Source organism: Allobosea lathyri (assembly GCF_900108245.1).
Classification (GTDB): domain Bacteria; phylum Pseudomonadota; class Alphaproteobacteria; order Rhizobiales; family Beijerinckiaceae; genus Allobosea; species Allobosea lathyri.
Genome location: NZ_FNUY01000010.1, coordinates 48,132 through 69,016 on the forward strand (window position 1 = coordinate 48,132; position 20,885 = coordinate 69,016).

Sequence of the window (20,885 nt, forward strand, 5' to 3'; positions counted from 1 at the left end):
AGGGGAAAACCCTGCGTTGACGTCTTCCGTTTTCGGGAACAAGCATAGTTTTCTATTGTGGCTAGGGGAATCAACATGAGCTCAAAGAAATATGCCGCCGAAGCGATCGGCACGTTCTGGCTTACCTTCGCGGGCTGCGGTAGCGCCGTCATCGCGGCCGGCATTCCCGATATCGGCATCGGCCTTCTCGGCGTCTCGCTCGCATTCGGCCTGTCGGTGGTGACCATGGCCTATGCGATCGGCCACATCTCGGGCTGTCATCTCAATCCAGCCGTGACAGTCGGGCTTGCTGCCGGCGGCCGTTTCCCTGGCAATCAGGTCGTGCCCTACATCGTTGCGCAGGTGGTTGGCGCCGTGCTGGGCGCGGCGGTTCTCTATCTCATCGCCAGCGGCGCTCCCGGCTTCGATCTCGCCAAGGGCTTCGCCTCGAACGGCTATGGCGATCACTCCCCGGCCAAGTATTCGCTCTTCGCAGGCTTCCTGGTGGAAGTCGTGATGACGATGATCTTCCTCTTCATCATCATGGGCGCGACCCACGGCAAGGCGCCAGCCGGCTTTGCGCCGCTCGCGATCGGCCTCGGCCTTTGCCTGATCCATCTCGTCAGCATTCCCGTCACCAACACCTCGGTAAACCCGGCGCGCAGCACGGGGCCGGCGCTGTTCGTCGGTGGCTGGGCCATCCAGCAGCTCTGGCTGTTCTGGGTCGCGCCGCTGATCGGCGGTGCGTTGGGCGGTATCGTCTATCGCTGGCTGAGCGACGAGCCCCACGGCGAGGTCACTGGAACGACGTCCTCCAAATAGTATCGGCTTAAGCTGAAAGAGGTGGAGCGGTGCGAATCAGCGCCATTCCACCCAACGACCATGAAAATCGGCACGAGCGATCTCGCGCTCCTGCCCATCCGGCCAAAGGGTCAGCGTCACGGCGGCGCTGGCCTTTTGCATGTCGGCCTCCATGCGCAGCCAGGCGAAGGGGCGCTCGATTGTCGCCTCCGCGCCGGCTCGGGCGATGGCGGCCGCGATGCGCCCCTGGATCGTGCCGGGCAGGTATTGCCACATGATCGTATGCATCAGCACGCGCGCCCGTCCGCTAGGCGCATTCTGCGACAGCTGCGCCTCGACCCAGTCGGCTGCATCCGCCCGCTCCACGCGCCATGGCATGGCGGCGGCCGCGTCGAACGCCGCTCCCGTCGCGGTGAGACGATCGGCCTGATCGGGCCAGATATAGGACATCACCCGGCTGCGGTCGGCCGGGTTGGCCGGATCCAGCGGGTTCAGGTCGCAAGCGCGCCGCGTCGCTATCGTGAGGGAGGCGTCGAGCGGCGGCAGGGCGCTGCCGCGCCACTCGCTGCGCACCGTGACCGGCGCTGTTGAGGCGCCCCAGCTCGCGCCGCCCAGTTCGTAGCCATAGCCGTCGAAGCCGAGATTGAGGCCGGCGCTCGCGCCGATCTCGAGAAGATCGAGCGCCATGCCCGTCTCCCGCGCGATGATGAGCGCGCCGCCGAGGAGCACGGCGCAGCGCTTGACCTCGTTGGTCTGTGGCGCGCTGTCGAGATAGGCAGTCAGGAACGCGTCGTGCTCGCGCAATGCGGCGACGAGACCGCTCCAGAGCAGCTCGGCGTCCGCCCTGGCGGGCGGATAGAGCGCCTGCAGGGCCGGCGCACGCCCCGAACGCGCCAATGCGTTGAAGGCACCGGCCGCGCGCAAGGCGAGCGCGTCGGCGCGCGGGTTGCCCGGCCAGTCGAGCACGCGTCGGCCGAAGGCGCTGTCGCGGTCGAGCCGCGCTGCCATCAACTCGCAGAAAGAGGCGGTGAAGGGCGAGCCCAGGCTTCGACAGGCTTCGGCCTGGCCGACGAAATTGTCGCGAGCGGCCGCTTCGGCCGACATATCGATCGGGCGCGCCATCTCGGGTCGCTCCATTCAGCTGGTCGGGCGCGCCTCGATCACGACGAACGCCTGCGCCAGCGGCGGGTCGTCGGTCAGCGATACATGAACGAAGGCCTCATGGCCCGGCGGCGTCATCGCTTTCAGCCGTTCGGCCGCCCCGCCGGTCAGGCGCATGGTCGGCTGGCCGCCGGGCAGATTGACGACCTCCATGTCCCGCCAGAACACGCCGGCACGCAGGCCCGTGCCGAGCGCCTTGGAACAGGCCTCCTTCGCAGCGAAGCGGCGTGCATATGAAGCCGCTCTCGTGGAGCGCCGGTCGGATTTGGCCCGTTCGCCTTCGGTGAAGACGCGATGGGTGAAGCGTTCGCCGAACCGCGCCAGCGATTTCTCGATGCGGGTGATGTCGCAGAGGTCGGAGCCGATGCCGAGGATCATGGCTCCGATCTAGAGCATGAAGCCCGACCGTGGAAGGTGGTTTCGGAGCTACGCCTGCTCGGGAACGTCACCCTCGAGCGCGACGCCGAGCGAACCGAGTGCCCACCAGTAGCCGGGATAGGTCTTGGCGACGCAGTCTGACTCCAGAATGGTGATGCCATGCACCTTCAATCCGGCCAGCGCGAAGCTCATCGCCATGCGATGGTCGGCACGGGTGTCGATCGAGGCCGGCAGGGTCCGGCCGGCAAGTGAAGGATCGGAGGCGACCAGCAGATCGTCGCCCTCTTCGCGGCCGAGGCCGGGCGAAATCTCGGACAGGCCGACCGCGAGCGCCGCTACCCGGTCGCATTCCTTGACACGAAGATTGGCGATGCCGGTGAAACGTACCGGCGTCTCGTTGAAAGCGGCGAGCACCGCCAGCGTCGGCACGGCATCCTGCATCTGCGAGCCGTCGATGACCGCGGGGAGGTGAGGGAAGCTCGCGATGAGCTCGTAGGCGCGCGCATCCGGTTGCGTGAACGCCGTCGCAGGCACGCCGAGATCGATCGCGCCGCCGGTCAGCACCTCCGCCGCCCAGAGATAGGTTGCGGCCGACGCATCGGGCTCGATCGCGAAATCCACCGCCCGGTAGCCGGTCGGCGCAACGCGCCAGCTCGACGCGCTCTGCTCGACCCGGGCGCCGAAGGCGGCCATCGCGGCCAGCGTCAACTCGATATAGCCGCGCGCGCCGATATCGTCGCCGGCCAGCACGATATCGACGGGCCCCGAGCCGCAGGCGGCCATCATCAGAAGCGCCGAAACATATTGGCTGGAAAGCCCGCCATCGATCTCGACGCGCCCGGCCGCAAAGCCGCCCGTGCCGCGAATCGTGACAGGCGGACAGCCCGTCTCCGAGCTGGCGTCGATCCCCAGCGAACGCAAAGCCGTCAGGAGCGGGCCGATCGGCCGCTTGCGCATATGCGCGTCGCCGTCAATCACGACCTGCCCGTCGACCAGCGCAGCCGCCGCCGTCAGAAAGCGGGTCGCCGTGCCGGCATTGCCGAGGAAGAGCGGTGCGGCAGGCGCCCGCAACCGGCCGTCCCCAGTCACGATGAAGCTGGTCTCGTCAGGCTCGGCGATGGTGACGCCCATCGCGCGCAAGGCTTCGGCCATATAGCGGGTGTCGTCGCTCTTGAGCGCGCCGGTGAGATGGCTCGTGCCCTTGGCCAAAGCGGCCAGCAGCAGGACCCGGTTGGTGATCGACTTCGAGCCGGGAGGGGCGACCCGGCCGCGTAGCGGATGAGTCGGCGGAATGACCGTGATGGCCTGCCTGTCGCGATCGTTCATGGCTTTCCGCCTCTCAGGTCATTGGAAGGATAACGCACCGGCCCATGGCGGCGCGTAGGCCTTTGATTCGCATCGGCTTCTTCCGAAAACCGCAATCCACTTTTCGGGCCGATGCTCTCAGGATCAGATCGCGGCGCGGCCGTCGTCCATCGCCAATCGCATCCTGCGGATCGCGGTGTCCAGGCCGACGAAGATTGCCTCTCCCATCAGAAAATGGCCGATATTGAACTCGACGAAATCAGAAACGCGCGCCAGCTGCCGCGCCGTCTCGTAGTCGAGCCCGTGCCCGGCATGGACTTCCAGCCCAAGCGAGGCGGCGTAGGCTGCACCTTCGGCAAGGCGCTGAAATTCGGACGCCGCCTTATCGGTTTCCCCGGCGACGACCGCATGGCACCAGCTGCCGGTGTGCAGTTCGACGACGGGCGCGCCGAGTTTTACGGCCATCGCGATGGGCGCGCGGTCCGGTTCGATGAAGAGCGAGACGCGGCAGCCTGCCGCCTTCAGCCGCTCGATCCGTGGCGCGAGCATGGCCTGCTGGCCGACAACGTCGAGCCCGCCTTCGGTTGTGCGCTCCTCGCGCTTCTCCGGAACGAGGCAGGCGGCATGCGGCTTGAGGCGCTCGGCGAGCGCCAGCATCTCGTCGGTCGTGGCCATCTCGAAATTGAGCGGCTTTGTCAGTTCCGTCGCCAGCCGCTCCACATCGGCGTCGCGGATGTGGCGGCGGTCTTCGCGCAGATGCGCGGTGATGCCGTCGGCTCCGGCCGCGATCGCGAGATGGGCGGCGCGAACAGGATCGGGCAGGGCGCCACCGCGTGCATTCCGCAAGGTCGCGACGTGATCGATATTTATGCCCAGGCGCAGCCGGCTCGTCATCGATGCAATTCCCCCGAATTCGGAAGCCGTGCATAGCCCCGCGATCGTGCGGGCTCAAGGCAAGGAATGTGATCCTCCTCCCCACGATTACTGATCAATTCGCCACAAGCTGGCCGCGTCGTCTTGCCGATTTGGTAACCGCGTCGTCAGCGGCCGGACGTGCGGGGCGCCACGATAGGCAATCGTAAAGGCCTCCGCGCTAGCGTTTTGGATCGTGATCGCGAGATTTGGTGAGGCGCAATGCAGCTTGCGGTGAAGACGGGAGCATTCGAAGCCGATGCCGCGCCGGACCGGCGTGAGGCCGGCCAGCAGCCCGACCGGGCTTTGGGACGTGTCGTCTCGTGCCAGGGCTCGCGCGCCACGATCCTGGGCGCCGTGTCCGGAAACGGTCTGATCGGGCCGGATTCCTGGACCATCGGCCGCATGATCTCGATCAATCTCGGGAACAGCCGCATCGTCGGTCTGGTCTACGAGCTCCGCTCCGTCAGGCCGGCCTGGGAAGAGGCGGGAGACAATGCGATTCAGATCGAGGTCGAACTGCTCGGCGAGGTGATCGACAGCTCGGACGGCTCGGCGCGCTTCCAGAGCGGCATATCGAGCTATCCGCCGATCGGCGCGATCGCCCATCGTATCCGCGCCGGCGACCTCGCGCTGGTGCATGATCTCGGCTCCCGCGTCGGGGTGGCCATCGGTGCCCTGACGCAGGATTCCGCGATTCCCGCGACGGTTTGCGTCGAGGACATGCTGTCGCGCCATTTCGCGCTGCTCGGCACGACCGGCGTCGGCAAGTCGAGCGCGGTAGCCCTGCTGCTGCGCAGGTCGGTCGCGGTGCGGCCGCGCCTGCGCGTGCTGATTCTCGATCCTCACAATGAGTACGCCAACGCCTTTCCCGATCTGGCCCTGACGATCGATGGCGATGCGCTCGATCTGCCGTTCTGGATGTTCAAGATCGAAGAACTCAGCGACGTCGTTTTCCGCGGCCGCCCGGCGATGGAGGAGGAGGGCGACATCCTGCGCGAGGTCGTCGCCTCCGCACGCGGCCGCTATCGGCTGCCTGCTGTACATGATCTGGCGCGGGATCTCGGTTCGACGCTGCTCAAGCGCCCGCTCGACTTCGCCGGATCTCGCAGCGCGCCGGAAGCAACGAGCAGCGCGATCGACCCTTCGACGCCCTACCGGATGAAGGACGCCTTCGCGATCATCGACGAACTGATCGGGCTGCACGAAATCCGCTGGCCGCGCGCCTCGCTACGCTCGCTCAAGGTCCGGCTGGAGGCGCTCTATAACGACCCGCGCTATCGCTTCATGTTCGCTCGCGCCAACATGTATGAGACCATCGCGCCGATCGTCGGGCATGTCTTCCGCGTGCCGCATCATGGCCGGCCGATCACGGCGTTTCAGCTCGGCGGCCTGCCGGCCGATGTCGTCAATGCCGTCGCATCGGTTCTGTCGCGGCTCGCTTTCGATGTCGCGGTCGCCAGCCAGGGCGCCTATGAAGTCCTGGTGCTGTGCGAGGAGGCGCATCGCTATGTGCCGTCCGACCCCGCGCTCGGCTTCGCACCGACCCGTCAGGCCATCGCGCGCATCGCCAAGGAGGGCCGCAAATACGGCGCCTATCTCGGCGTGGTGACGCAGCGGCCGGGCGAACTGGACCCGACGATCTTGTCGCAATGCTCGACGATCTTCGCAATGCGGCTGTCGAACGAGCGCGACCAGCAGATCATCCGCTCGGCCATAGCCGATGCCTCTGCGAGCACGATCAACTTCCTGTCCTCGATCGGCAACCGCGAGGCGATCGTTTTCGGCGAGGGCGTCGCCACGACGATGCGGATGCGCTTTGCCCAGCTCCAGCCGCACGAGCTGCCGTCGATGGCGACGGTGCGCACTGCCGATGGCGCAGGGCGCGGCGAACTCGGTCTCGATGAGATGATCAGGCGCATGCGCAGCTGACGAGCTGGCGCGCGGCCAGCAAAATCTTGCATCCTGTCGGCTTTGGCTGTAAGGCCGGGCAACACAACTTCCCTGCATCGCTGAGATCAGAAGGAGCCGCCCATGGCTCGCGTTACCGTTGAAGATTGCATCGACAAGGTCGACAACCGCTTCGAGCTGGTGCTCCTCGCCAGCCATCGCGCGCGGATGATCCAGTCCGGCTCGTCGATTCTGGTTCCCCGCGACAACGACAAGAACCCTGTCGTCGCCCTGCGCGAGATCGCCGACGAGAAGCTGAAGCCGGAGGATCTGAAGGAAGACCTGATCCACTCGCTGCAGAAGCATGTCGAGGTCGACGAGCCCGAGGCCGAGACCGTGCCGCTGCTCACCACCTCCGTTCCGAATTCGGCGACCCCGGATTCCGAGGTCCAGTTCGACCGCATGAGCGAAGACGATCTGCTGCGCGGCCTCGACGGTCTGGTGCCGCCGACCGAGAGCGCCGACGACGAAGACTGAACGAAACCGTTCACCAGACTTCGCTAAAGCCCGGCACTGCCGGGCTTTTTCATGCCCGCCTTGTGAGATTGCTCCTTGCCGCCCGAACCGCCCAAGCCGATATTCGATCATTGCAATCTTAGGCAGGCGTTACAGGGGCCCGCATGGGCATGATGCGGCAATATGAGCTCGTTGACCGGGTCAGGAGCTACAATCCGAATACCGACGAGGACCTGCTCAACCGGGCCTATGTCTATGCCATGCGCGCGCACGGCACGCAGAAACGCGCCTCCGGCGACCCCTTCTTCGCCCATCCGCTCGAAGTTGCAGCCCTCCTCACCGATCTGAAGCTCGATGACGCGACTATCGTCGCTGCCGTGCTGCATGACACCGTCGAGGATACCGCTGCCACGCTCGAAGAGATCGAGAGCATGTTCGGGCCCGATATCCGCCGGCTGGTGGACGGGCTCACCAAGATCAAGAAGCTCGATCTCGTCTCCAAGAAAGCCGCGCAGGGCGAGAATTTCCGCAAGCTGCTGCTAGCGATCGTCGACGATGTCCGCGTGCTCCTGGTCAAGCTCGCCGACCGCCTGCACAACATGCGCACCCTGCATTTCGTCGCGCCTGAGAAGCGCCTGCGCATCGCCGAGGAAACCGCCGAGATCTATGCGCCGCTCGCCGGCCGCATGGGCATGCAGGAGCTGCGCGAGGAGCTTGAGGAACTGGCATTCCGCCATATCAAGCCCGAGGCGCACGCCACGGTCACAAAGCGGCTGGAAGAGGTGACCGAGCGCGAGGGCAAGGTCATCAGCGCGATCGAGAAGGACCTGAAGGACAAGCTCGCCGCGCGCGGGATCCAGGCTCAGGTGCTGGGGCGGCGCAAGCGCCCCTATTCGATCTGGAAGAAGATGGAGCGCAAATCGGTCTCCTTCGAGCAGCTCTCCGACATTTTCGGCTTCCGCGTCATCGTGGATTCGCCGGAGGACTGCTATCGCGTGCTCGGCATCGTGCACATGACCTGGCCGATGGTGCCGGGCCGCTACAAGGACTACATCTCCACGCCCAAGCAGAACGACTACCGCTCGATCCACACCACTGTGGTCGGTCCCGGCCATAGCCGCGTCGAATTGCAGATCCGCACCGACACGATGGACCGCATCGCCGAATACGGCATTGCCGCCCATGCCCACTACAAGGACGGCCGTGCCGCCGAGCTGACCCAGTTCGCCGATGAAAGCCGGGCCTATCAGTGGCTGAGGCGCACGGTCGACCTGCTGGCCGAGGGCGACAGCCCGGAGGAGTTCCTCGAGCACACCAAGCTCGAACTCTTCCACGATCAGGTCTTCTGCTTCACGCCGAAGGGCCGGCTGATCGCGCTGCCGCGCGGCGCGACCCCGATCGACTTTGCCTATGCCGTTCATACTGATGTCGGCAACAGCGCCGTCGGCGCCAAGATCAACGGCCGCATCGCACCATTGCTGACCGAGTTGCAGAATGGCGACGAGGTCGAGATCACCCGTGCCGAGGGCCAGGCCCCACCGGCCGCCTGGGAATCGCTCGTCGTCACCGGAAAGGCCCGCGCCGCTATCCGCCGCGCCACGCGTACGGCCGTGCGCCGCCAATATGCCGGGCTTGGCCGCCAGATCCTGGAGCGCGCCTTCAGCCGGGCGGAGCGCCCCTTCTCCGATGACAAGCTCAAGGCGGCTCTGAAGCGCCTGGCCCGCACCGCCGTCGATGACGTGCTGGCAGCCGTCGGTCGTGGCGAGATGTATTCCGGCGACGTCGTGAAGGCCGTCTATCCCGATCTGGAGCCGGAGAAGCGCGGCCCGCCCGAGCCCAAGGCTGGAGCGGGCACTGGCAATGGCAAGGGCTGGTTCGAGCTTCGCAAGGGCGACAACCTCAAATTCAAGCTCCCCGGCGAGACACCCGGCGAAGACGCGATTCCGATCCGCGGCCTGGGCGGGGATCTGCCCGTGCGCTTTGCGCCCGATGGCGGAGCGGTGCCGGGAGACCGCATCGTCGGCATCCTGACGCCGGGCGAGGGCGTCACGATCTATCCGATCCAGTCGACCGCACTGGCCGCCTTCGACAACGAGCCCGAGCGCTGGCTCGATGTCCGCTGGGATCTCGACGACAAGGCGCCGCAGCGCTTTCCCGCGCGCATCATGCTGAACTCGATCAACGAGCCGGGCTCGCTGGCGCAGATCACGACGACCATCGCCGAGCATGACGGCAATATCGACGCCGTCGCGATGAACCGGCCCAACCCGGACTTCACCAATGTCACCATCGACCTGACGGTCTGGGACCTGAAGCATCTCAGCGCCATCATCAGCGAATTGCGCGAGAAACGGGTGATCAGCCGGGTTGAGAGGGTGGTGGGGTAGGAGGCGAGCGCGACTGGCGCGCATTCACCTTCAGCCCTCATCCTGAGAGTCTGGCCGATAATGATATCTCAGTTTTCAAGGACCTGAACATCAGCGGAAAACGCACTGTCATCCCGGACGCAGCGAAGCGGAGATCCGGGATCCATTCCGGAACCCCACCGGCAAGCGCTCCGGAATGGATCCCGGGTCTCCCTGCGGTCGCCCGGGATGACGGCGCGTTTCGATGCGAAACGCCAAACGACTGAAATCGTTCACGACATTCTCGCCCAACCTCTCAGGATGAGGGCTCAAGGGGCGCTACTCTCCGCTGCGGCCGGAACGCCGCAGCCAGCTCCCGCACCAGGGCTCTCGCGCGCGGCGTCGTCACCTGGCTGCGCAGAACCACCTCCGACCTGCCCAGCGTCGGCAGTCCCCAGGCGGGTCCGACATCGACAGTGCCGGCCGGCGCCATGCGCGTGGCCAGCGGAGTGACACCGAGGCCGCCCGTGACTGCGGCCATAACCGCCGCCATGCCGCCGCCGATGAAGGCCTCGCGCCAGGGCAGACGAGCTTGCGCGAGCGCATCCATGGCCAGCCGCCGCAGCCCACATTCCGCGACGAGCGTCACCAGAGGGAGTGGCTCCAGCGGCCGCTGGACCTGGTTTGCCGCAGCAAACCAGCCAAAACCCTCCTCGCACAGAACCTCGCCGCTGCGGCCGGGGCCGAACCGGCGGATCAGCGCGACATCGAGCTCTCCGGCCTCGAAGGCGCGTTCCAGCGCACCGGAAGGCTCGATGCGCAGGCTGATGACGAGACCGGGCTCGCGCGCGCCTAGTCGCGCCAGCACGGTGGGAATATCGGGCCCGACAGCCTGCTCGCTGATGCCGAGTGCGACGTGCTCGGCGGCGTCGGTGAAGGCCGACAGCGCGCGGCCGTGGGCTGCCATCAACTCCCGCGCCGCCGGCAGAAAGCGTTCGCCCTCCGGCGTCAGCCTGACAAGCCGCGGATGACGCTGCAGCAGCAGCCGGCCGAGACTGCTCTCCAGCCGTTTGATCCGTGTGCTGACGAGCGATTGCGTCGATCCAAGCGCCTCGGCTGCGCGCGTGAAACTTGCCAATTCGGCCGTCCGCAGGAAGGCCGAGACGGCTTCGATATCAAGGGATGCCGTTGCCATAAATCGCAAATCCATATCTTTGATATCACCAGAAATACTATTTTCAGATGATCGGTTCAAGCCTAACTTCGCATCGTCAGCGGCGCCGCTCGGCCCGCATCGCAACGGAGTTCGACCATGCCTCTAATCCGTATTTCCATGAGGAGAGGCCGCCCTGCCTCTGAGCCCGCCGCGATCGTCGACGGCATCTACAAGGCGCTGCGCGAGACCTTCGAGGTGCCGCAGGACGATCTTTTCGCCGTGATCCACCAGCATGACGCCGAGGAGTTCGTCTATAACGCCAATTACTTCGGCTTCGCGCGATCAGACGCGATGGTGATCATTCAGATCACCGTCAGCAGTTCGCGCGGCGTCACGCAGAAGAAGGCGCTGTTTGCGGCGATCGCGGAGAATCTGCGCCGCGAGCCGGGCTTGAGGCCCGACGATATCTTCATCAACCTCATCGAGACGACGCGCGAGAACTGGTCGTTCGGGGCGGGCGTCGCGCAATATGCGTAAGGCGGTTTTGCCGGCGGTGCGCCGTCATCCCGCGAAAGAAGGGATGAACCCGGCTTTCCGCTGAGTTCTGACGGGGTGACGGCGAGGATGAAATTGCCGTGCTGAACGAGCGGCCCTAAACCCTTCCAGATGGAATGGACCGACGAGGGCACGATCATCGGGGTCAGGCAGCATGGCGAGAGCGCCGTGATCCTGGAGGCGATGACGCGTGAGCATGGCCGGCATCTCGGCCTCGTGCGCGGCGGGCGCTCGTCAAAGGTCCAGCCCGTGCTGCAGCCCGGCAATTCCGTCTCGCTGACCTGGCGCGCGCGGCTCGACGAGCATCTCGGCGAGTACAAGGTCGAGCTGCTGGCGTCCCATGCCGCGAGGCTGATTTCGGCGCCGGTTGCGCTCTATGGATTAGCGACGGTCGCCGCCTTATTGCGCCTGCTGCCCGAGCGCGATCCGCATTTTGCGCTCTATGAGGGCCTGTCCGTGCTCGTCGAACATCTCGACGAACCGCGCCTTGCGCCTGCATTGGTCGTGCGTTTCGAGGTGGCGATGCTGGCCGAACTCGGCTTCGGTCTCGATTTTTCGCGCTGCGCGGTGACGGGCAGCCCCGACGATCTCAGCCATGTCTCGCCGAAATCGGGCAAGGCGGTCAGCCGGAAGGCCGCCGAACCCTGGCGCGATCGGCTGCTGGCGCTACCGGCCTTCCTCGCCGAAGGGCAGGGCGCGCGCGCACCTGCTGCAGCCGACATCGCGGCGGGCTTTGCACTGACCGGCTATTTCCTGCGCCGTCACGTCTTCGAGCCGCGCGGCTTGGGCGAAACGCCGGAGCGGGCGCGGCTGGTCGAGATCGCGGCGCGCGCATCCTTGGCGTCGGAGGTCTGAGCGCTGCGCAGCTCCTGCAGCAGTTCGATCTGCACCTCCTGGATTTCCGCCAGCCTTTGCCATTGCCGGTTGACGAGATGGTCCATCTTCTCATGGAGGTGCCTGATCTCGAGCTCGGCCTTGAGGTTGACCTGGTAGTCGTTGCGCGAGCGGGCGCGGTCTTTCGCCTCCTGCCGCTGCTGGCTCATCATGATCACCGGGGCCTGCACGGCCGCAAGGCAGGACAGCAGCAGGTTGAGCAGGATGAAGGGGTAGGGGTCGAAGGTCGTGGCGCCCGCGACATTGAGCGCCATCCAGAAGGCGATGACGATCCCAAACGAGATCAGGAAGCTCCAGCTGCCCCCAAAACTGGCGACGATATCGGCCAGGCGCTGGCCGAAGGTCCGCCCGCGGTCGATTTCATCATCCGTATTGGTGGTGATCAGCTCCGAGCGGGCCAGGCTTTGCGCGACCTGCTGGTCGAGGTCGCTCAACTCCCCTCGTTCGGTCACGAGCATCTGGTTGACATAGCGCGACCGATAAAGCGCCACCTGGTCCTGGCCGATCAGCGCGTCCGCAGCCAGTTCGGGATGGTCTTCGCGGATGGCATCGGCGAGCGCCGGCCGCAGATGATCGAGGCTGACGAGTTCCCGTCGCGGCAGCTTGCGCCCCGTCAGCGCGCAAGTCGCCTGAACGGCACTCGATGCAGACTCTTTCATGGCGTCGTTCTCCGCTGTGATCTGATCGTATGGGGCGATTGCGCGCAGTGATACGGCTCGGCATCGTTCTAGCCGGGCGATTCGCGCTATGCGATAGAGACGGCGTCATCGTCGCAGCAGAGGTAGGCACGTAAATGGGAAAACCGGTCGATCCGCCGCCGGAGGACGAATCCGAGCGCATCGATCTGAAGACGGCGCTCGAAGAGCGCTACCTTGCCTATGCGCTGTCCACCATCATGCATCGCGCCTTGCCGGATGCGCGCGACGGGCTGAAGCCCGTTCACCGCCGGATCCTGCACGCCATGCGCCTGCTCAGGCTCGACCCGGGCCAGGTCCACAAGAAATGCGCCCGCATCGTTGGCGACGTCATCGGTAAGTTCCACCCGCATGGCGACCAGTCGGTCTATGACGCGCTGGTCCGCCTCGCCCAGGATTTCGCGCAGCGCTACCCGCTCGTCGATGGACAGGGCAATTTCGGCAATATCGACGGCGATAATGCGGCCGCCTATCGGTACACCGAGGCGCGGATGACCGAGGTCGCTCGCCTCCTGCTTGACGGCATCGAAGAGGACGCGGTCGATTTCCGCGAGACCTATAATGGCGAGGATGAGGAACCCATCGTCCTCCCGGCCGCCTTCCCGAACCTGCTTGCCAACGGCTCGCAGGGTATCGCGGTCGGCATGGCGACCTCGATCCCGCCTCATAACGCCGCCGAGCTCTGTGACGCCGCGCTCTATCTGATCCAGCATCCGGAGACGACCTCCGAGCAGCTGATGACTTTCGTGCCCGGGCCGGATTTCCCGACCGGCGGCATCATCGTCGAGAGCCGGGCCTCGATGGCCGAGAACTACCGCACCGGGCGCGGCGCCTTCCGCACAAGGGCGCGCTGGGTCAAGGAGGAGCTCGAGCGCGGCGCCTGGCAGGTCGTCGTCACCGAAATCCCCTACATGGTGCAGAAGGGCCGGCTGATCGAAAAGATCGCCGAGCTGCTCAACGACAAGAAACTGCCGCTCGTCGCCGACCTGCGGGACGAATCCGCCGAGGACATCCGCGTCGTCATCGAGCCGCGCGCCCGTAATGTCGACGCCAATCTGATGATGGAATCGCTCTTCCGGCTCTCCGAGCTCGAAGCGCGCATTTCCATGAACATGAACGTGCTGACGGGTGGGCTGGTCCCGCGTGTGCTCGGGCTGAACGAAGCCCTGCGCGCCTGGCTCGACCACCGCCGCGAGGTGCTGCTGCGGCGCTCGCGCTTCCGTCTCGGCCAGATCGAGAAGCGGCTGGAGATCCTGCGCGGCCTGCTGATCGTCTATCTCGACCTCGATCGCGTCATCAAGATCATCCGCGAGGAGGACGAGCCGAAGATCGAGCTGATGCGCTTCTTCGAGCTCAGCGAGGTTCAGGCCAACGCCATCCTCGACACGAGGCTGCGCGCCCTGCGCAAGCTCGAGGAGATGCAGCTCAAGACCGAGCTCGACGAACTCACCGTCGAAAAGGGCCAGATCGAGGGTTTGCTCGCCTCCGACGTCACCCAGTGGAAGATGATCTCGCATGATATCCGCGAGGTGAAGAAGCATTTCGGACCGGAGACCGCGATCGGCAAGCGCCGCACCAGCTTCGCCGACATGCCCGATACGACCGATGTCGACCTGACCCAGGCGATGATCGAGCGCGAGCCGGTGACCGTGGTGATCTCGAAGAAGGGCTGGATCAGGGCTCTCAAGGGCCATGTCCAGGACTATGCGACCCTGACCTTCAAGGGCGATGACGGCCTGCGCACCGCCTTCTTCACGGAGACGACCGCCAAGATCCTGGTGCTGGCGTCCAACGGCAAGGTGTTCACCCTGGAGGCATCCAAGCTGCCCGGCGGGCGCGGCTTCGGCGATCCGATCCGGCTGATGATCGAACTCGAGGAAACCGCCGAGATTGTCTCGGCCTTCCCCTATCGGCCGGGCCTCAAGCTGTTGATGGTGACGTCGGACGGTCGCGGCTTCGTCGGCTTGACCGACGAGATCGTCGCCAACACCCGCAAGGGCCGGCAGGTCCTGAACGTGGAGGCGCCCGTCGCCGCTTTGCTGGCCGTGCCGGCGGAAGGGGACCATGTCGCGATCATCGGCGAGAACCGCAAGCTGATCTGCTTCCCGATCTCGGAAGTGGCGGAGATGGCGCGCGGCAAGGGCGTGCGCCTGCAGCGCTACAAGGATGGCGGCGTCTCGGACGCGAAGGTCTTCAAGCTGGCGGACGGGCTGACTTGGCTCGACACCTCCGGCCGGACCTGGACGGTGGCGCAGACCGAGCTGATGGAATGGCTCGGACACCGCGCGGAAGCCGGCCGCCTGCCGCCCAAGGGCTTCCCGAAGAACAACAAATTCGGGGGGTAGCGACCGTTTGCTTCTCCCGTTGCAGGCCGCGCGCTGTCCAAAAACAAGTTCCCGCGGGGAACCCTGTCCCGTAGGGAGAGGGCAGGGTGAGGGGTCGACCGCTCGACCAGCTATCCTGGAGATGGCCGCCGTCAGCTCACAGCCAAAACGTCCGGGGGCCTACACCTCACCCCTGCCCCTCTCCTTACAGGAGAGGGGTTCCCCGCGCTCTGCTTTGAAAAGGCGGAGAAAGAAAACCGTTACGTTGTCAGCCGCTTGGAGCCAGGTCCGGAATCAACCCCGCAACCGCTTGAATCAAATCCTCAGCGGCAAATCCTCAGCGGATCGCCTGGCCGACGACGCCGACTTCGAGCCCCAGCGTGACATTGTTCGTCACGGCCCATTCGATGCCGGCGCGCGCCTCTGGGCGCACGGCGATGTCGCTGCGCGAGAACGGGCCGGAGAAGGGCGACGCGCCATAGCGCGTCGTTTCGTTGGCGGCGGACATGCCGACCTTGGTGTAGATCAGCACGTTTTCCGCCGCGAGCACGCCGGCCTTGATCTGGAAGGCGCCCGCGAAATCGCGGGTATAGGCGACATTGCCGAAGCTCGGCGTACCATAGCCGCCAATCGCGGGCATGTATTCGACCGCGCCTACTACGCCATAAACGAAATTGCCCTCGCGCCGCATCGTGCCGGCTTCGAGGCCGAATGTCGGCCCGGCATTGGTGCCCAGCCGTTTCGAGCTGGTGACCTGGAAGCCGCTGGAAATCCGGGCGTAGGAGCCATCCCATTTCACGCCGCCGGGCGAGAGCGTGGGCTCGGACCAGGCAAAGGAGGGAAGCGGTGCAAAGCCGTCGAATGGCAGGAACGCCTGGGCCTGGGCTCCACCAGCGCCGAGCACGAACGCGCAAAGCGCACCGGAAAGCAGCGAAAATCTCACGTCGAAGGCGTCCTCGCGCAAAGTCCCTTGATCAGGCTAGCATGTGGGCCGGCGAATGTCGCGGATTTGTGGCAGGTGGCCTGGCCGCCGGTCAGCCGATCTTGGTCTTGAGCTTCAAGAAGCGGAGCGTGCGGTCGGCGGTGGCAGGGTCGAGTTTGCCATAGTCGAGGACGTCGTCGTCGATGTCTTGCGACGAGAAGTAGAGGCGCCGGGCGCGCAAATTCAGGATCGCGCGAAAGGCCTCTTCGCCGACGCCGAGCGAGCGGCATAGCACGGCGATCCCGCTGGCATCCCGCTGCATCAGCACGCGCAGGGCCTGTTCCGTGCCGATATCGGAGATCTGCGCCAGAACCTGCGCCAGGTGATAGGCGCGATCTTCATCGGCCAGCATGAGCAGCACGTCGTCGACTTCGCGGACTTTGGCAACGAGGTCGGCGATGAGAAGCCGGACCTCGAAACGCTGCTGCCTGGCATGCCGCACCACCAGCTGTGCCTTGTTGGGTTGGGCAGAGCTGTCGGAACTCTCGGAAAGCTGCTCGACGATCCGCAGAACGCGTTGAGCGCGGTTGGAAGCAAGGTCCGAGCGCTGCGAGAGCGCCGTCGCTATGTCGCTGTCGTCGCCACCGCGCTCCAGCAGCCGCTCGAAGCCGGTATCGGAGAATTGCGCGCCTTCATTGGCGCTGACGGTGTGCAGGACGGTGCGGTCGCCGCGCTCGACCAGAATATCGGTCAGCCCCTCCGACAGCCGCGCGCGTTCCGCGATCGCCACGAGATGCTGCTGCGACTGGCTGACCGCGATGGCGGCAAGGTCGGTATCGGTGAGCACTGGGGAAAGGGTCAGGACGAGGCGCGCGACATCGGCATTCGTATCGCCAGCCAGGGTCACGGCCACCTTGTGAGGCAGCGTCGGCACTGCGGCGACCTGTTCGGCATAGCCCTTGCGGGCATCGCTTTCCAGATTCGAGAGCGAATGCATCGCGATTTCGCCGTAATGCTCCTTGGCGAGATCGCTGGGCTCCTGATCAAGCAGGAATAGATCCGTGACTGCGTTGAGCAGTTGCCGGCGCGAATCCGACGACATGTCGGCAGGCATCCGGGTCAGTGAACGCAGCATGAAGGCTCCCCAGCCAATGTTGGCATGCCAGCCTGCGTCGGTTCGGCTTGATTTACTCTTAAAATGATCGGCAGTTTTTAGAAGAACGGACGCTCAAGCGTCCGTTCCGCGATTGATATTTCCGAGCCCGTCTCGGAATGAGTGCATTTTTATAGGTTAGATTCTTTTTGTGGCAGTGTTTCGGGTCGTCAGCCAGTCGATCAGCACCATCGCGACCAGCGATGCGCCGACCAGCGGAAAGATCACGCCACCGATCGCAAGCATGGCGACCACGACCGGCAGCGCCGAAGGATGCGCCGGCAAGGGCGGCACGCCCATCGAGCCTGACGGCCGGCGTTTCCACCACATCACGCCGGCTGAAAGCGCCAGCAGGATGATGGCGAGGCAGACCGCGAGCATCACCAGCTTGTTCGCCAGCCCGAATTCCTGTCCCATATGGACGTTGATGCCCCATTCCAGGGCCTTGCCGAGCGGTCCGTAATCGGCAAACCCCATATCGATCAGCACGTTGCCGCTGTATTGGTCGAGATGGATCACGCGCTGGCGTGTCATGTCGTCGGGATACACCGACCCGGTGTACACGCCTTGCGGACCAGCCGGAATGTTGACCGCATAGCCCCGCATGAGCCCAAGCGCATCGAATTTGGCGACGGCTGCGTCGAGGTCGATCGGCCCCGCCGAGGTCTGCGTCGATTCCGGCATCTTCGCCTGTTCCAGCGACCAGGATGTCGGCCCGGCATGGTGCAGATGCTCGTCCGACATCGGCACATTCACGCGCACGCCGGCCGGATAGCCGAAATTGTTGCCGTTGGCCCATTCATTGACCTTGGAGCCCCAGAGCACCGACCAGGGCATTCCCGAAAGCGCCAGGAAGACGATGAACAGCCCGGCAAAGGCGCCGGTGACGGCATGGAGATCGCGCCAGAACAGGCGCTGTTGCGGTTTGCCCCGCACGGAGACGACGCCGCCGCTGCGCTTGCGCGGCCACCACAGAAAGATGCCGGTCGCGACGAGCAGGATCGACCAGCCGCCGACGATCTCGATGACGCCGTTCGCGATCGGCCCGAAATAGGCGAGGCTGTGAATCTGCCGCACGATCCACATGATCGTGCCCTTGTCGGGGATCTGCCCGAGCACGCGGGCGTCGTAAGGGTCGACATAGACGACCATCCGCATGCCGGTGGTGTCGCGGATCGTGACCTCGGCCGACGCAGCGGCGGTTTCGGGCGGCACGTATTTCACAGCCCTGCCGGGAAAGCTGGCGAGCGCCCTGGCGACGATCTCGCTCGCCGGCCGTTGCTCGGCGCTGCGCATCTCGACCTGCTTGAGATCGCTATGGATGAAACCGTCGATCTGATGGCGAAACAGATAGAGCCCGCCTGTGGTGGCGAGCAGGATGAGGAAAGGCAGGGTCAGCAACCCCGCATAGAAGTGCCAGCGCCAGACGGCGCGGCAGAAGGAAGCGGTGCGAGTGCCGGCGCGATCACGCGCGGCATCCGCCGAGAAAACGGAGGTCATGGCTTGGATATCCCGGTCTGAAGGAAAGGTGGTCGCTTCAGGCGGGAAAAGGCGGCGCTCGCGCGCCGAGCGGGTAGGCCGGCCGGGCGTGGCTGGGCGGAAACGTATTGGGACGCGCAAAGGCGACTGCGACAGGCAGCGCCGGACGCTGCCTGACAAAATGCAGCCCGACAGGCGGCAGCGACGTTGCCATTGCGAGGCAGCCGGTGCTGCAGCAATCCGGAACAGGCGCGGACCCCTCGGGCGAGGCGGGCTGCGCCTGGCTGCTCGGAGAACACAGCACATGCAGGAGGTCGGGCGGGCGCTGGGCCGCAAGCCCGGCACTGAGCGCCGCGAGCACGCCCTGCAGGATAAGCACATAGACCGCGACCAGCACGATTGCGCCGTGTCGCCAGCCCGCTTGCTGTCTCATCCCACCCATCTCACTGCGGTAAGGCCGGGTGCGAGGCGGGTCAATCGGGGGCCGGTATGGTCGATCGCAGCGCGTCGCCATGCCGCGGCGATAACCGGGCGTGCGGCTGGCCCGCCTCAGTCGACGCGTTCCCAGCCCTGCTGCATCAGCCGCTCCTGCGGCCGGAAGCGTGCCTTGTAGGACATCTTGGGCGAACCATCGACCCAATAGCCGAGATAGACGTAGGGCAGGCCGAGCCGGCGCGCGCGCTCGATATGATCGAGCACCATGAAGGTGCCGAGCGAGCGCGCCTCAAGCCCGGGGTCGAAGACCGAATAGACCATCGAGAGCCCGTCATTCAACGTGTCGGTCAGCGCCATCGCGAAGAGGTCGCCCTGTCCGCGTCCCGTGAAGCCGCTATCGGGGCCGCGCCGGCGGTATTCGATCAGCGTGGTCTGGACATGGGTGTCCTCGATCATCATGGCGAAATCGAGCGCCGACATCGTCGCCATCCCGCCATCGGGGTGGCGCTCGTCGAGATAGGAGCGGAACAGCGAGTAGTGCTCGGAGCGCGGCTGCGGCGGCAGGGCCTCCCCGATCAGGTCGCTATTGTGGGAAAGCACCCTGCGGAAACTGCGTGACGGCCGGAAATCGTCGACGCAGACGCGCACCGAGACGCAGGATCGGCAGGTCTCGCAGGCGGGGCGATAGGCGATGCTCTGCGAGCGCCTGAAGCCGCCCTGGCTGAGGACGTCGTTGAGGTCGCGCGCCCGCGCGCCGACCAGATGCGTAAACACCTTCCGCTCCTCGCGCCCGGGCAGGTAAGGGCACGCGGTTGGCGACGTCAGGTAGAATTGCGGGGCATCCCGCAACGGGCGCGTCACGTTCGGTTCGCTCCGGAAGCCGCTTTGCAAGTCAGTGTAGCAGCACAGGCGGCAGCAACAAGCACCGTAGAGTTGTTTCACGTCTCGGTTTCGGGTGCCGCATCAACTTAGCCCAGGTCAGCCGAACATCGTCTGCTTGCTGAGCCCGAAAATGTCGCTGGCGAGCGCCGCCGTGACGCCAAGCGCCATCATGAGAAGCCCGATCATGAAAATGCGCTTGGCTCGATCGTAGCGCGCCACGAGCAGCGAATCCCGGCCCATAAGATCGGCGAATGCCTTGACCTGCATGCCGATCCCGACGGCAAGCAACACCAGAGGGAGGCTGTCCAACCGGCCCCAGTCATTGGGGTTGGCGGCCCAGCGGCTCAGAAATGTCAGCGAGAAGCCAAGAATGATACCGACGGCGGTCAGCGAGCCGTTGCGAAACGTCGCGTCGATCTTTTCGGGTTGATCCGGCTCGGCTGTCATCGGTTTTGTCCGCCGCGCGGCGCTTTCGTAGAGAAAGGCACAAAAGCGCTGCGCGAGGCAACTGGCCGGGGCCGTACAGAACGTCTGACGCGGCGAAGGCGAAGCTCTCGATTGCCGCCGCCTCGATCGCTCAGGCGCGCACCACGACCAATCCAGTCAAGAGGTCGTGGCCGAGCCGGCGGTCGGAGCGGGCGACGCCGCACAGGATGTCGAGAACCCAAAGCGCGACAGTCCCGGCCGCAACATAGAACAGCAGCGCGTGCACGGCCGCGGCCAGCCCGTCGGGCCGCCCGCCATCGGCGGTCTCGACCCTGAGGCCTGCCATGCGCATGCCCCATGTCGACTGGCGCGGTCCGCCGATCGTCAGCGCGGCATAGCCCAGCCCGGTCGCAACCGTCGCGATCGGGATCAGCAGCCAGGTCGCCCCAAAGGTCACGACGCCGAGGACGAGCAGGAGGAAGAAGATGAGCCAGCCGAGGATGAAGAGCACGATGATATCCCCGATCCAGGCGAAGAGCCGCGATCCCAGCACGCCGCTGACATTCTGAAGGGGGCGCTCGTTGATCGGGGTGATCGCGGGCTGGCTGTAGCGCTGGTTGCTCATCGTCTTCGATTCTGCTCCTGCGGCGCCGGGAGGGAAAAAGGCGGTGCCGCGC

The 20,885-nt window shown here is 65.4% G+C and carries 20 protein-coding genes; 7 read left to right on the forward strand and 13 right to left on the reverse strand.

The genetic code is table 11. The annotated features are described in order from the left end of the window. The first annotated feature begins 75 nt into the window (after nucleotides 1–75). A complete protein-coding gene (gene aqpZ, locus C4S73_RS21125; protein ID WP_103874513.1) occupies nucleotides 76–801 on the forward strand; it encodes an aquaporin Z in 726 nt (241 codons plus the stop codon). Nucleotides 802–837: 36 nt separating this feature from the next. On the opposite strand, the gene C4S73_RS21130 is transcribed toward aqpZ, so the two are convergent. The 4 genes from C4S73_RS21130 to C4S73_RS21145 all read right to left on the reverse strand — a co-directional run bounded on the left by C4S73_RS21130 (nucleotide 838) and on the right by C4S73_RS21145 (nucleotide 4,518). Further along, nucleotides 838–1,902 (reverse strand): DUF2332 domain-containing protein, encoded by a 1,065-nt coding sequence (locus C4S73_RS21130; protein WP_244595711.1) that lies wholly within the window; start codon nucleotides 1,900–1,902, stop codon nucleotides 838–840. Nucleotides 1,903–1,917: 15 nt separating this feature from the next. Next, on the reverse strand, nucleotides 1,918–2,319 hold the full coding sequence (gene acpS, locus C4S73_RS21135; RefSeq protein WP_103874514.1) for a holo-ACP synthase: 402 nt from the start codon (nucleotides 2,317–2,319) through the stop codon (nucleotides 1,918–1,920). Nucleotides 2,320–2,367: 48 nt separating this feature from the next. After that, the gene (locus tag C4S73_RS21140; protein WP_103874515.1) at nucleotides 2,368–3,645 is read right to left on the reverse strand and encodes a 3-phosphoshikimate 1-carboxyvinyltransferase; all 1,278 of its coding nucleotides are present in this window, start codon (nucleotides 3,643–3,645) and stop codon (nucleotides 2,368–2,370) included. Between the two features lie 123 nt (nucleotides 3,646–3,768). Next, complete coding sequence (locus C4S73_RS21145) at nucleotides 3,769–4,518, reverse strand: pyridoxine 5'-phosphate synthase (RefSeq protein WP_103874516.1); 750 nt, start codon at nucleotides 4,516–4,518, stop codon at nucleotides 3,769–3,771. Nucleotides 4,519–4,758: 240 nt separating this feature from the next. Between C4S73_RS21145 and C4S73_RS21150 the strand changes: the two genes are divergently transcribed. The 3 genes from C4S73_RS21150 (at nucleotide 4,759) to C4S73_RS21160 (ending at nucleotide 9,329) form a co-directional block, all read left to right on the forward strand. Next, nucleotides 4,759–6,468, forward strand: a complete 1,710-nt coding sequence (locus tag C4S73_RS21150) for an ATP-binding protein (protein WP_103874517.1) — start codon at nucleotides 4,759–4,761, stop codon at nucleotides 6,466–6,468. Nucleotides 6,469–6,570: 102 nt separating this feature from the next. Then, nucleotides 6,571–6,963, forward strand: a complete 393-nt coding sequence (gene rpoZ, locus C4S73_RS21155; protein ID WP_103874518.1) for a DNA-directed RNA polymerase subunit omega — start codon at nucleotides 6,571–6,573, stop codon at nucleotides 6,961–6,963. 149 nt (nucleotides 6,964–7,112) lie between these two features. After that, nucleotides 7,113–9,329 carry a RelA/SpoT family protein gene (locus tag C4S73_RS21160; RefSeq protein ID WP_103874658.1) on the forward strand — a complete coding sequence of 739 codons (2,217 nt, stop codon included), beginning with the start codon at nucleotides 7,113–7,115 and terminating at the stop codon, nucleotides 9,327–9,329. Between the two features lie 274 nt (nucleotides 9,330–9,603). Here the strand turns inward: C4S73_RS21160 and C4S73_RS21165 are convergent, their stop codons facing one another. Next, nucleotides 9,604–10,482 carry a LysR substrate-binding domain-containing protein gene (locus C4S73_RS21165; protein ID WP_103874519.1) on the reverse strand — a complete coding sequence of 293 codons (879 nt, stop codon included), beginning with the start codon at nucleotides 10,480–10,482 and terminating at the stop codon, nucleotides 9,604–9,606. 117 nt (nucleotides 10,483–10,599) lie between these two features. Between C4S73_RS21165 and C4S73_RS21170 the strand changes: the two genes are divergently transcribed. Both C4S73_RS21170 and recO read left to right on the forward strand, forming a co-directional pair. Further along, nucleotides 10,600–10,980 (forward strand): tautomerase family protein, encoded by a 381-nt coding sequence (locus tag C4S73_RS21170; protein WP_103874520.1) that lies wholly within the window; start codon nucleotides 10,600–10,602, stop codon nucleotides 10,978–10,980. A gap of 129 nt (nucleotides 10,981–11,109) precedes the next feature. Continuing rightward, nucleotides 11,110–11,853 carry a DNA repair protein RecO gene (gene recO / locus C4S73_RS21175; RefSeq protein ID WP_103874521.1) on the forward strand — a complete coding sequence of 248 codons (744 nt, stop codon included), beginning with the start codon at nucleotides 11,110–11,112 and terminating at the stop codon, nucleotides 11,851–11,853. Here recO and C4S73_RS21180 read toward each other — a convergent pair. Beyond that, nucleotides 11,760–12,551 carry a DUF1003 domain-containing protein gene (locus C4S73_RS21180; RefSeq protein WP_103874522.1) on the reverse strand — a complete coding sequence of 264 codons (792 nt, stop codon included), beginning with the start codon at nucleotides 12,549–12,551 and terminating at the stop codon, nucleotides 11,760–11,762. The genes recO and C4S73_RS21180 overlap by 94 nt on opposite strands. A 134-nt stretch (nucleotides 12,552–12,685) precedes the next feature. Between C4S73_RS21180 and parC the strand changes: the two genes are divergently transcribed. Further along, nucleotides 12,686–14,932, forward strand: a complete 2,247-nt coding sequence (parC, locus tag C4S73_RS21185) for a DNA topoisomerase IV subunit A (RefSeq protein WP_103874523.1) — start codon at nucleotides 12,686–12,688, stop codon at nucleotides 14,930–14,932. Between the two features lie 316 nt (nucleotides 14,933–15,248). On the opposite strand, the gene C4S73_RS21190 is transcribed toward parC, so the two are convergent. The 7 genes from C4S73_RS21190 to C4S73_RS21220 form a co-directional block, all read right to left on the reverse strand. Next, nucleotides 15,249–15,854, reverse strand: a complete 606-nt coding sequence (locus tag C4S73_RS21190) for an outer membrane protein (protein WP_146071457.1) — start codon at nucleotides 15,852–15,854, stop codon at nucleotides 15,249–15,251. A gap of 91 nt (nucleotides 15,855–15,945) precedes the next feature. Then, nucleotides 15,946–16,968 (reverse strand): DUF2336 domain-containing protein, encoded by a 1,023-nt coding sequence (locus tag C4S73_RS21195; protein ID WP_103874525.1) that lies wholly within the window; start codon nucleotides 16,966–16,968, stop codon nucleotides 15,946–15,948. Nucleotides 16,969–17,124: 156 nt separating this feature from the next. After that, nucleotides 17,125–18,486 carry a PepSY-associated TM helix domain-containing protein gene (locus C4S73_RS21200; protein ID WP_103874526.1) on the reverse strand — a complete coding sequence of 454 codons (1,362 nt, stop codon included), beginning with the start codon at nucleotides 18,484–18,486 and terminating at the stop codon, nucleotides 17,125–17,127. Between the two features lie 37 nt (nucleotides 18,487–18,523). Continuing rightward, complete coding sequence (locus C4S73_RS21205; RefSeq protein ID WP_103874527.1) at nucleotides 18,524–18,898, reverse strand: hypothetical protein; 375 nt, start codon at nucleotides 18,896–18,898, stop codon at nucleotides 18,524–18,526. 116 nt (nucleotides 18,899–19,014) lie between these two features. Then, nucleotides 19,015–19,761, reverse strand: coding sequence for an arginyltransferase (locus C4S73_RS21210; protein ID WP_103874528.1), 747 nt, complete (start codon nucleotides 19,759–19,761; stop codon nucleotides 19,015–19,017). A gap of 117 nt (nucleotides 19,762–19,878) precedes the next feature. Continuing rightward, complete coding sequence (locus C4S73_RS21215) at nucleotides 19,879–20,229, reverse strand: hypothetical protein (protein WP_103874529.1); 351 nt, start codon at nucleotides 20,227–20,229, stop codon at nucleotides 19,879–19,881. A 130-nt stretch (nucleotides 20,230–20,359) separates the two neighbouring features. After that, the gene (locus C4S73_RS21220) at nucleotides 20,360–20,833 is read right to left on the reverse strand and encodes an RDD family protein (RefSeq protein ID WP_103874530.1); all 474 of its coding nucleotides are present in this window, start codon (nucleotides 20,831–20,833) and stop codon (nucleotides 20,360–20,362) included. Between the last annotated feature and the right edge of the window lie 52 nt (nucleotides 20,834–20,885).

Excerpts from the sequence above, each read along its gene's own strand:
- aqpZ (WP_103874513.1), top strand. The coding sequence starts at position 76 with ATGAGCTCAAAGAAATATGCCGCCGAAGCGATCGGCACGTTCTGGCTT.
- C4S73_RS21130 (WP_244595711.1), bottom strand. The coding sequence starts at position 1,902 with ATGGCGCGCCCGATCGATATGTCGGCCGAAGCGGCCGCTCGCGACAAT.
- acpS (WP_103874514.1), bottom strand. The coding sequence starts at position 2,319 with ATGATCCTCGGCATCGGCTCCGACCTCTGCGACATCACCCGCATCGAG.
- C4S73_RS21140 (WP_103874515.1), bottom strand. The coding sequence starts at position 3,645 with ATGAACGATCGCGACAGGCAGGCCATCACGGTCATTCCGCCGACTCAT.
- C4S73_RS21145 (WP_103874516.1), bottom strand. The coding sequence starts at position 4,518 with ATGACGAGCCGGCTGCGCCTGGGCATAAATATCGATCACGTCGCGACC.
- C4S73_RS21150 (WP_103874517.1), top strand. The coding sequence starts at position 4,759 with ATGCAGCTTGCGGTGAAGACGGGAGCATTCGAAGCCGATGCCGCGCCG.
- rpoZ (WP_103874518.1), top strand. The coding sequence starts at position 6,571 with ATGGCTCGCGTTACCGTTGAAGATTGCATCGACAAGGTCGACAACCGC.
- C4S73_RS21160 (WP_103874658.1), top strand. The coding sequence starts at position 7,113 with ATGATGCGGCAATATGAGCTCGTTGACCGGGTCAGGAGCTACAATCCG.
- C4S73_RS21165 (WP_103874519.1), bottom strand. The coding sequence starts at position 10,482 with ATGGCAACGGCATCCCTTGATATCGAAGCCGTCTCGGCCTTCCTGCGG.
- C4S73_RS21170 (WP_103874520.1), top strand. The coding sequence starts at position 10,600 with ATGCCTCTAATCCGTATTTCCATGAGGAGAGGCCGCCCTGCCTCTGAG.
- recO (WP_103874521.1), top strand. The coding sequence starts at position 11,110 with ATGGAATGGACCGACGAGGGCACGATCATCGGGGTCAGGCAGCATGGC.
- C4S73_RS21180 (WP_103874522.1), bottom strand. The coding sequence starts at position 12,551 with ATGAAAGAGTCTGCATCGAGTGCCGTTCAGGCGACTTGCGCGCTGACG.
- parC (WP_103874523.1), top strand. The coding sequence starts at position 12,686 with ATGGGAAAACCGGTCGATCCGCCGCCGGAGGACGAATCCGAGCGCATC.
- C4S73_RS21195 (WP_103874525.1), bottom strand. The coding sequence starts at position 16,968 with ATGCTGCGTTCACTGACCCGGATGCCTGCCGACATGTCGTCGGATTCG.
- C4S73_RS21200 (WP_103874526.1), bottom strand. The coding sequence starts at position 18,486 with ATGACCTCCGTTTTCTCGGCGGATGCCGCGCGTGATCGCGCCGGCACT.
- C4S73_RS21205 (WP_103874527.1), bottom strand. The coding sequence starts at position 18,898 with ATGAGACAGCAAGCGGGCTGGCGACACGGCGCAATCGTGCTGGTCGCG.
- C4S73_RS21215 (WP_103874529.1), bottom strand. The coding sequence starts at position 20,229 with ATGACAGCCGAGCCGGATCAACCCGAAAAGATCGACGCGACGTTTCGC.
- C4S73_RS21220 (WP_103874530.1), bottom strand. The coding sequence starts at position 20,833 with ATGAGCAACCAGCGCTACAGCCAGCCCGCGATCACCCCGATCAACGAG.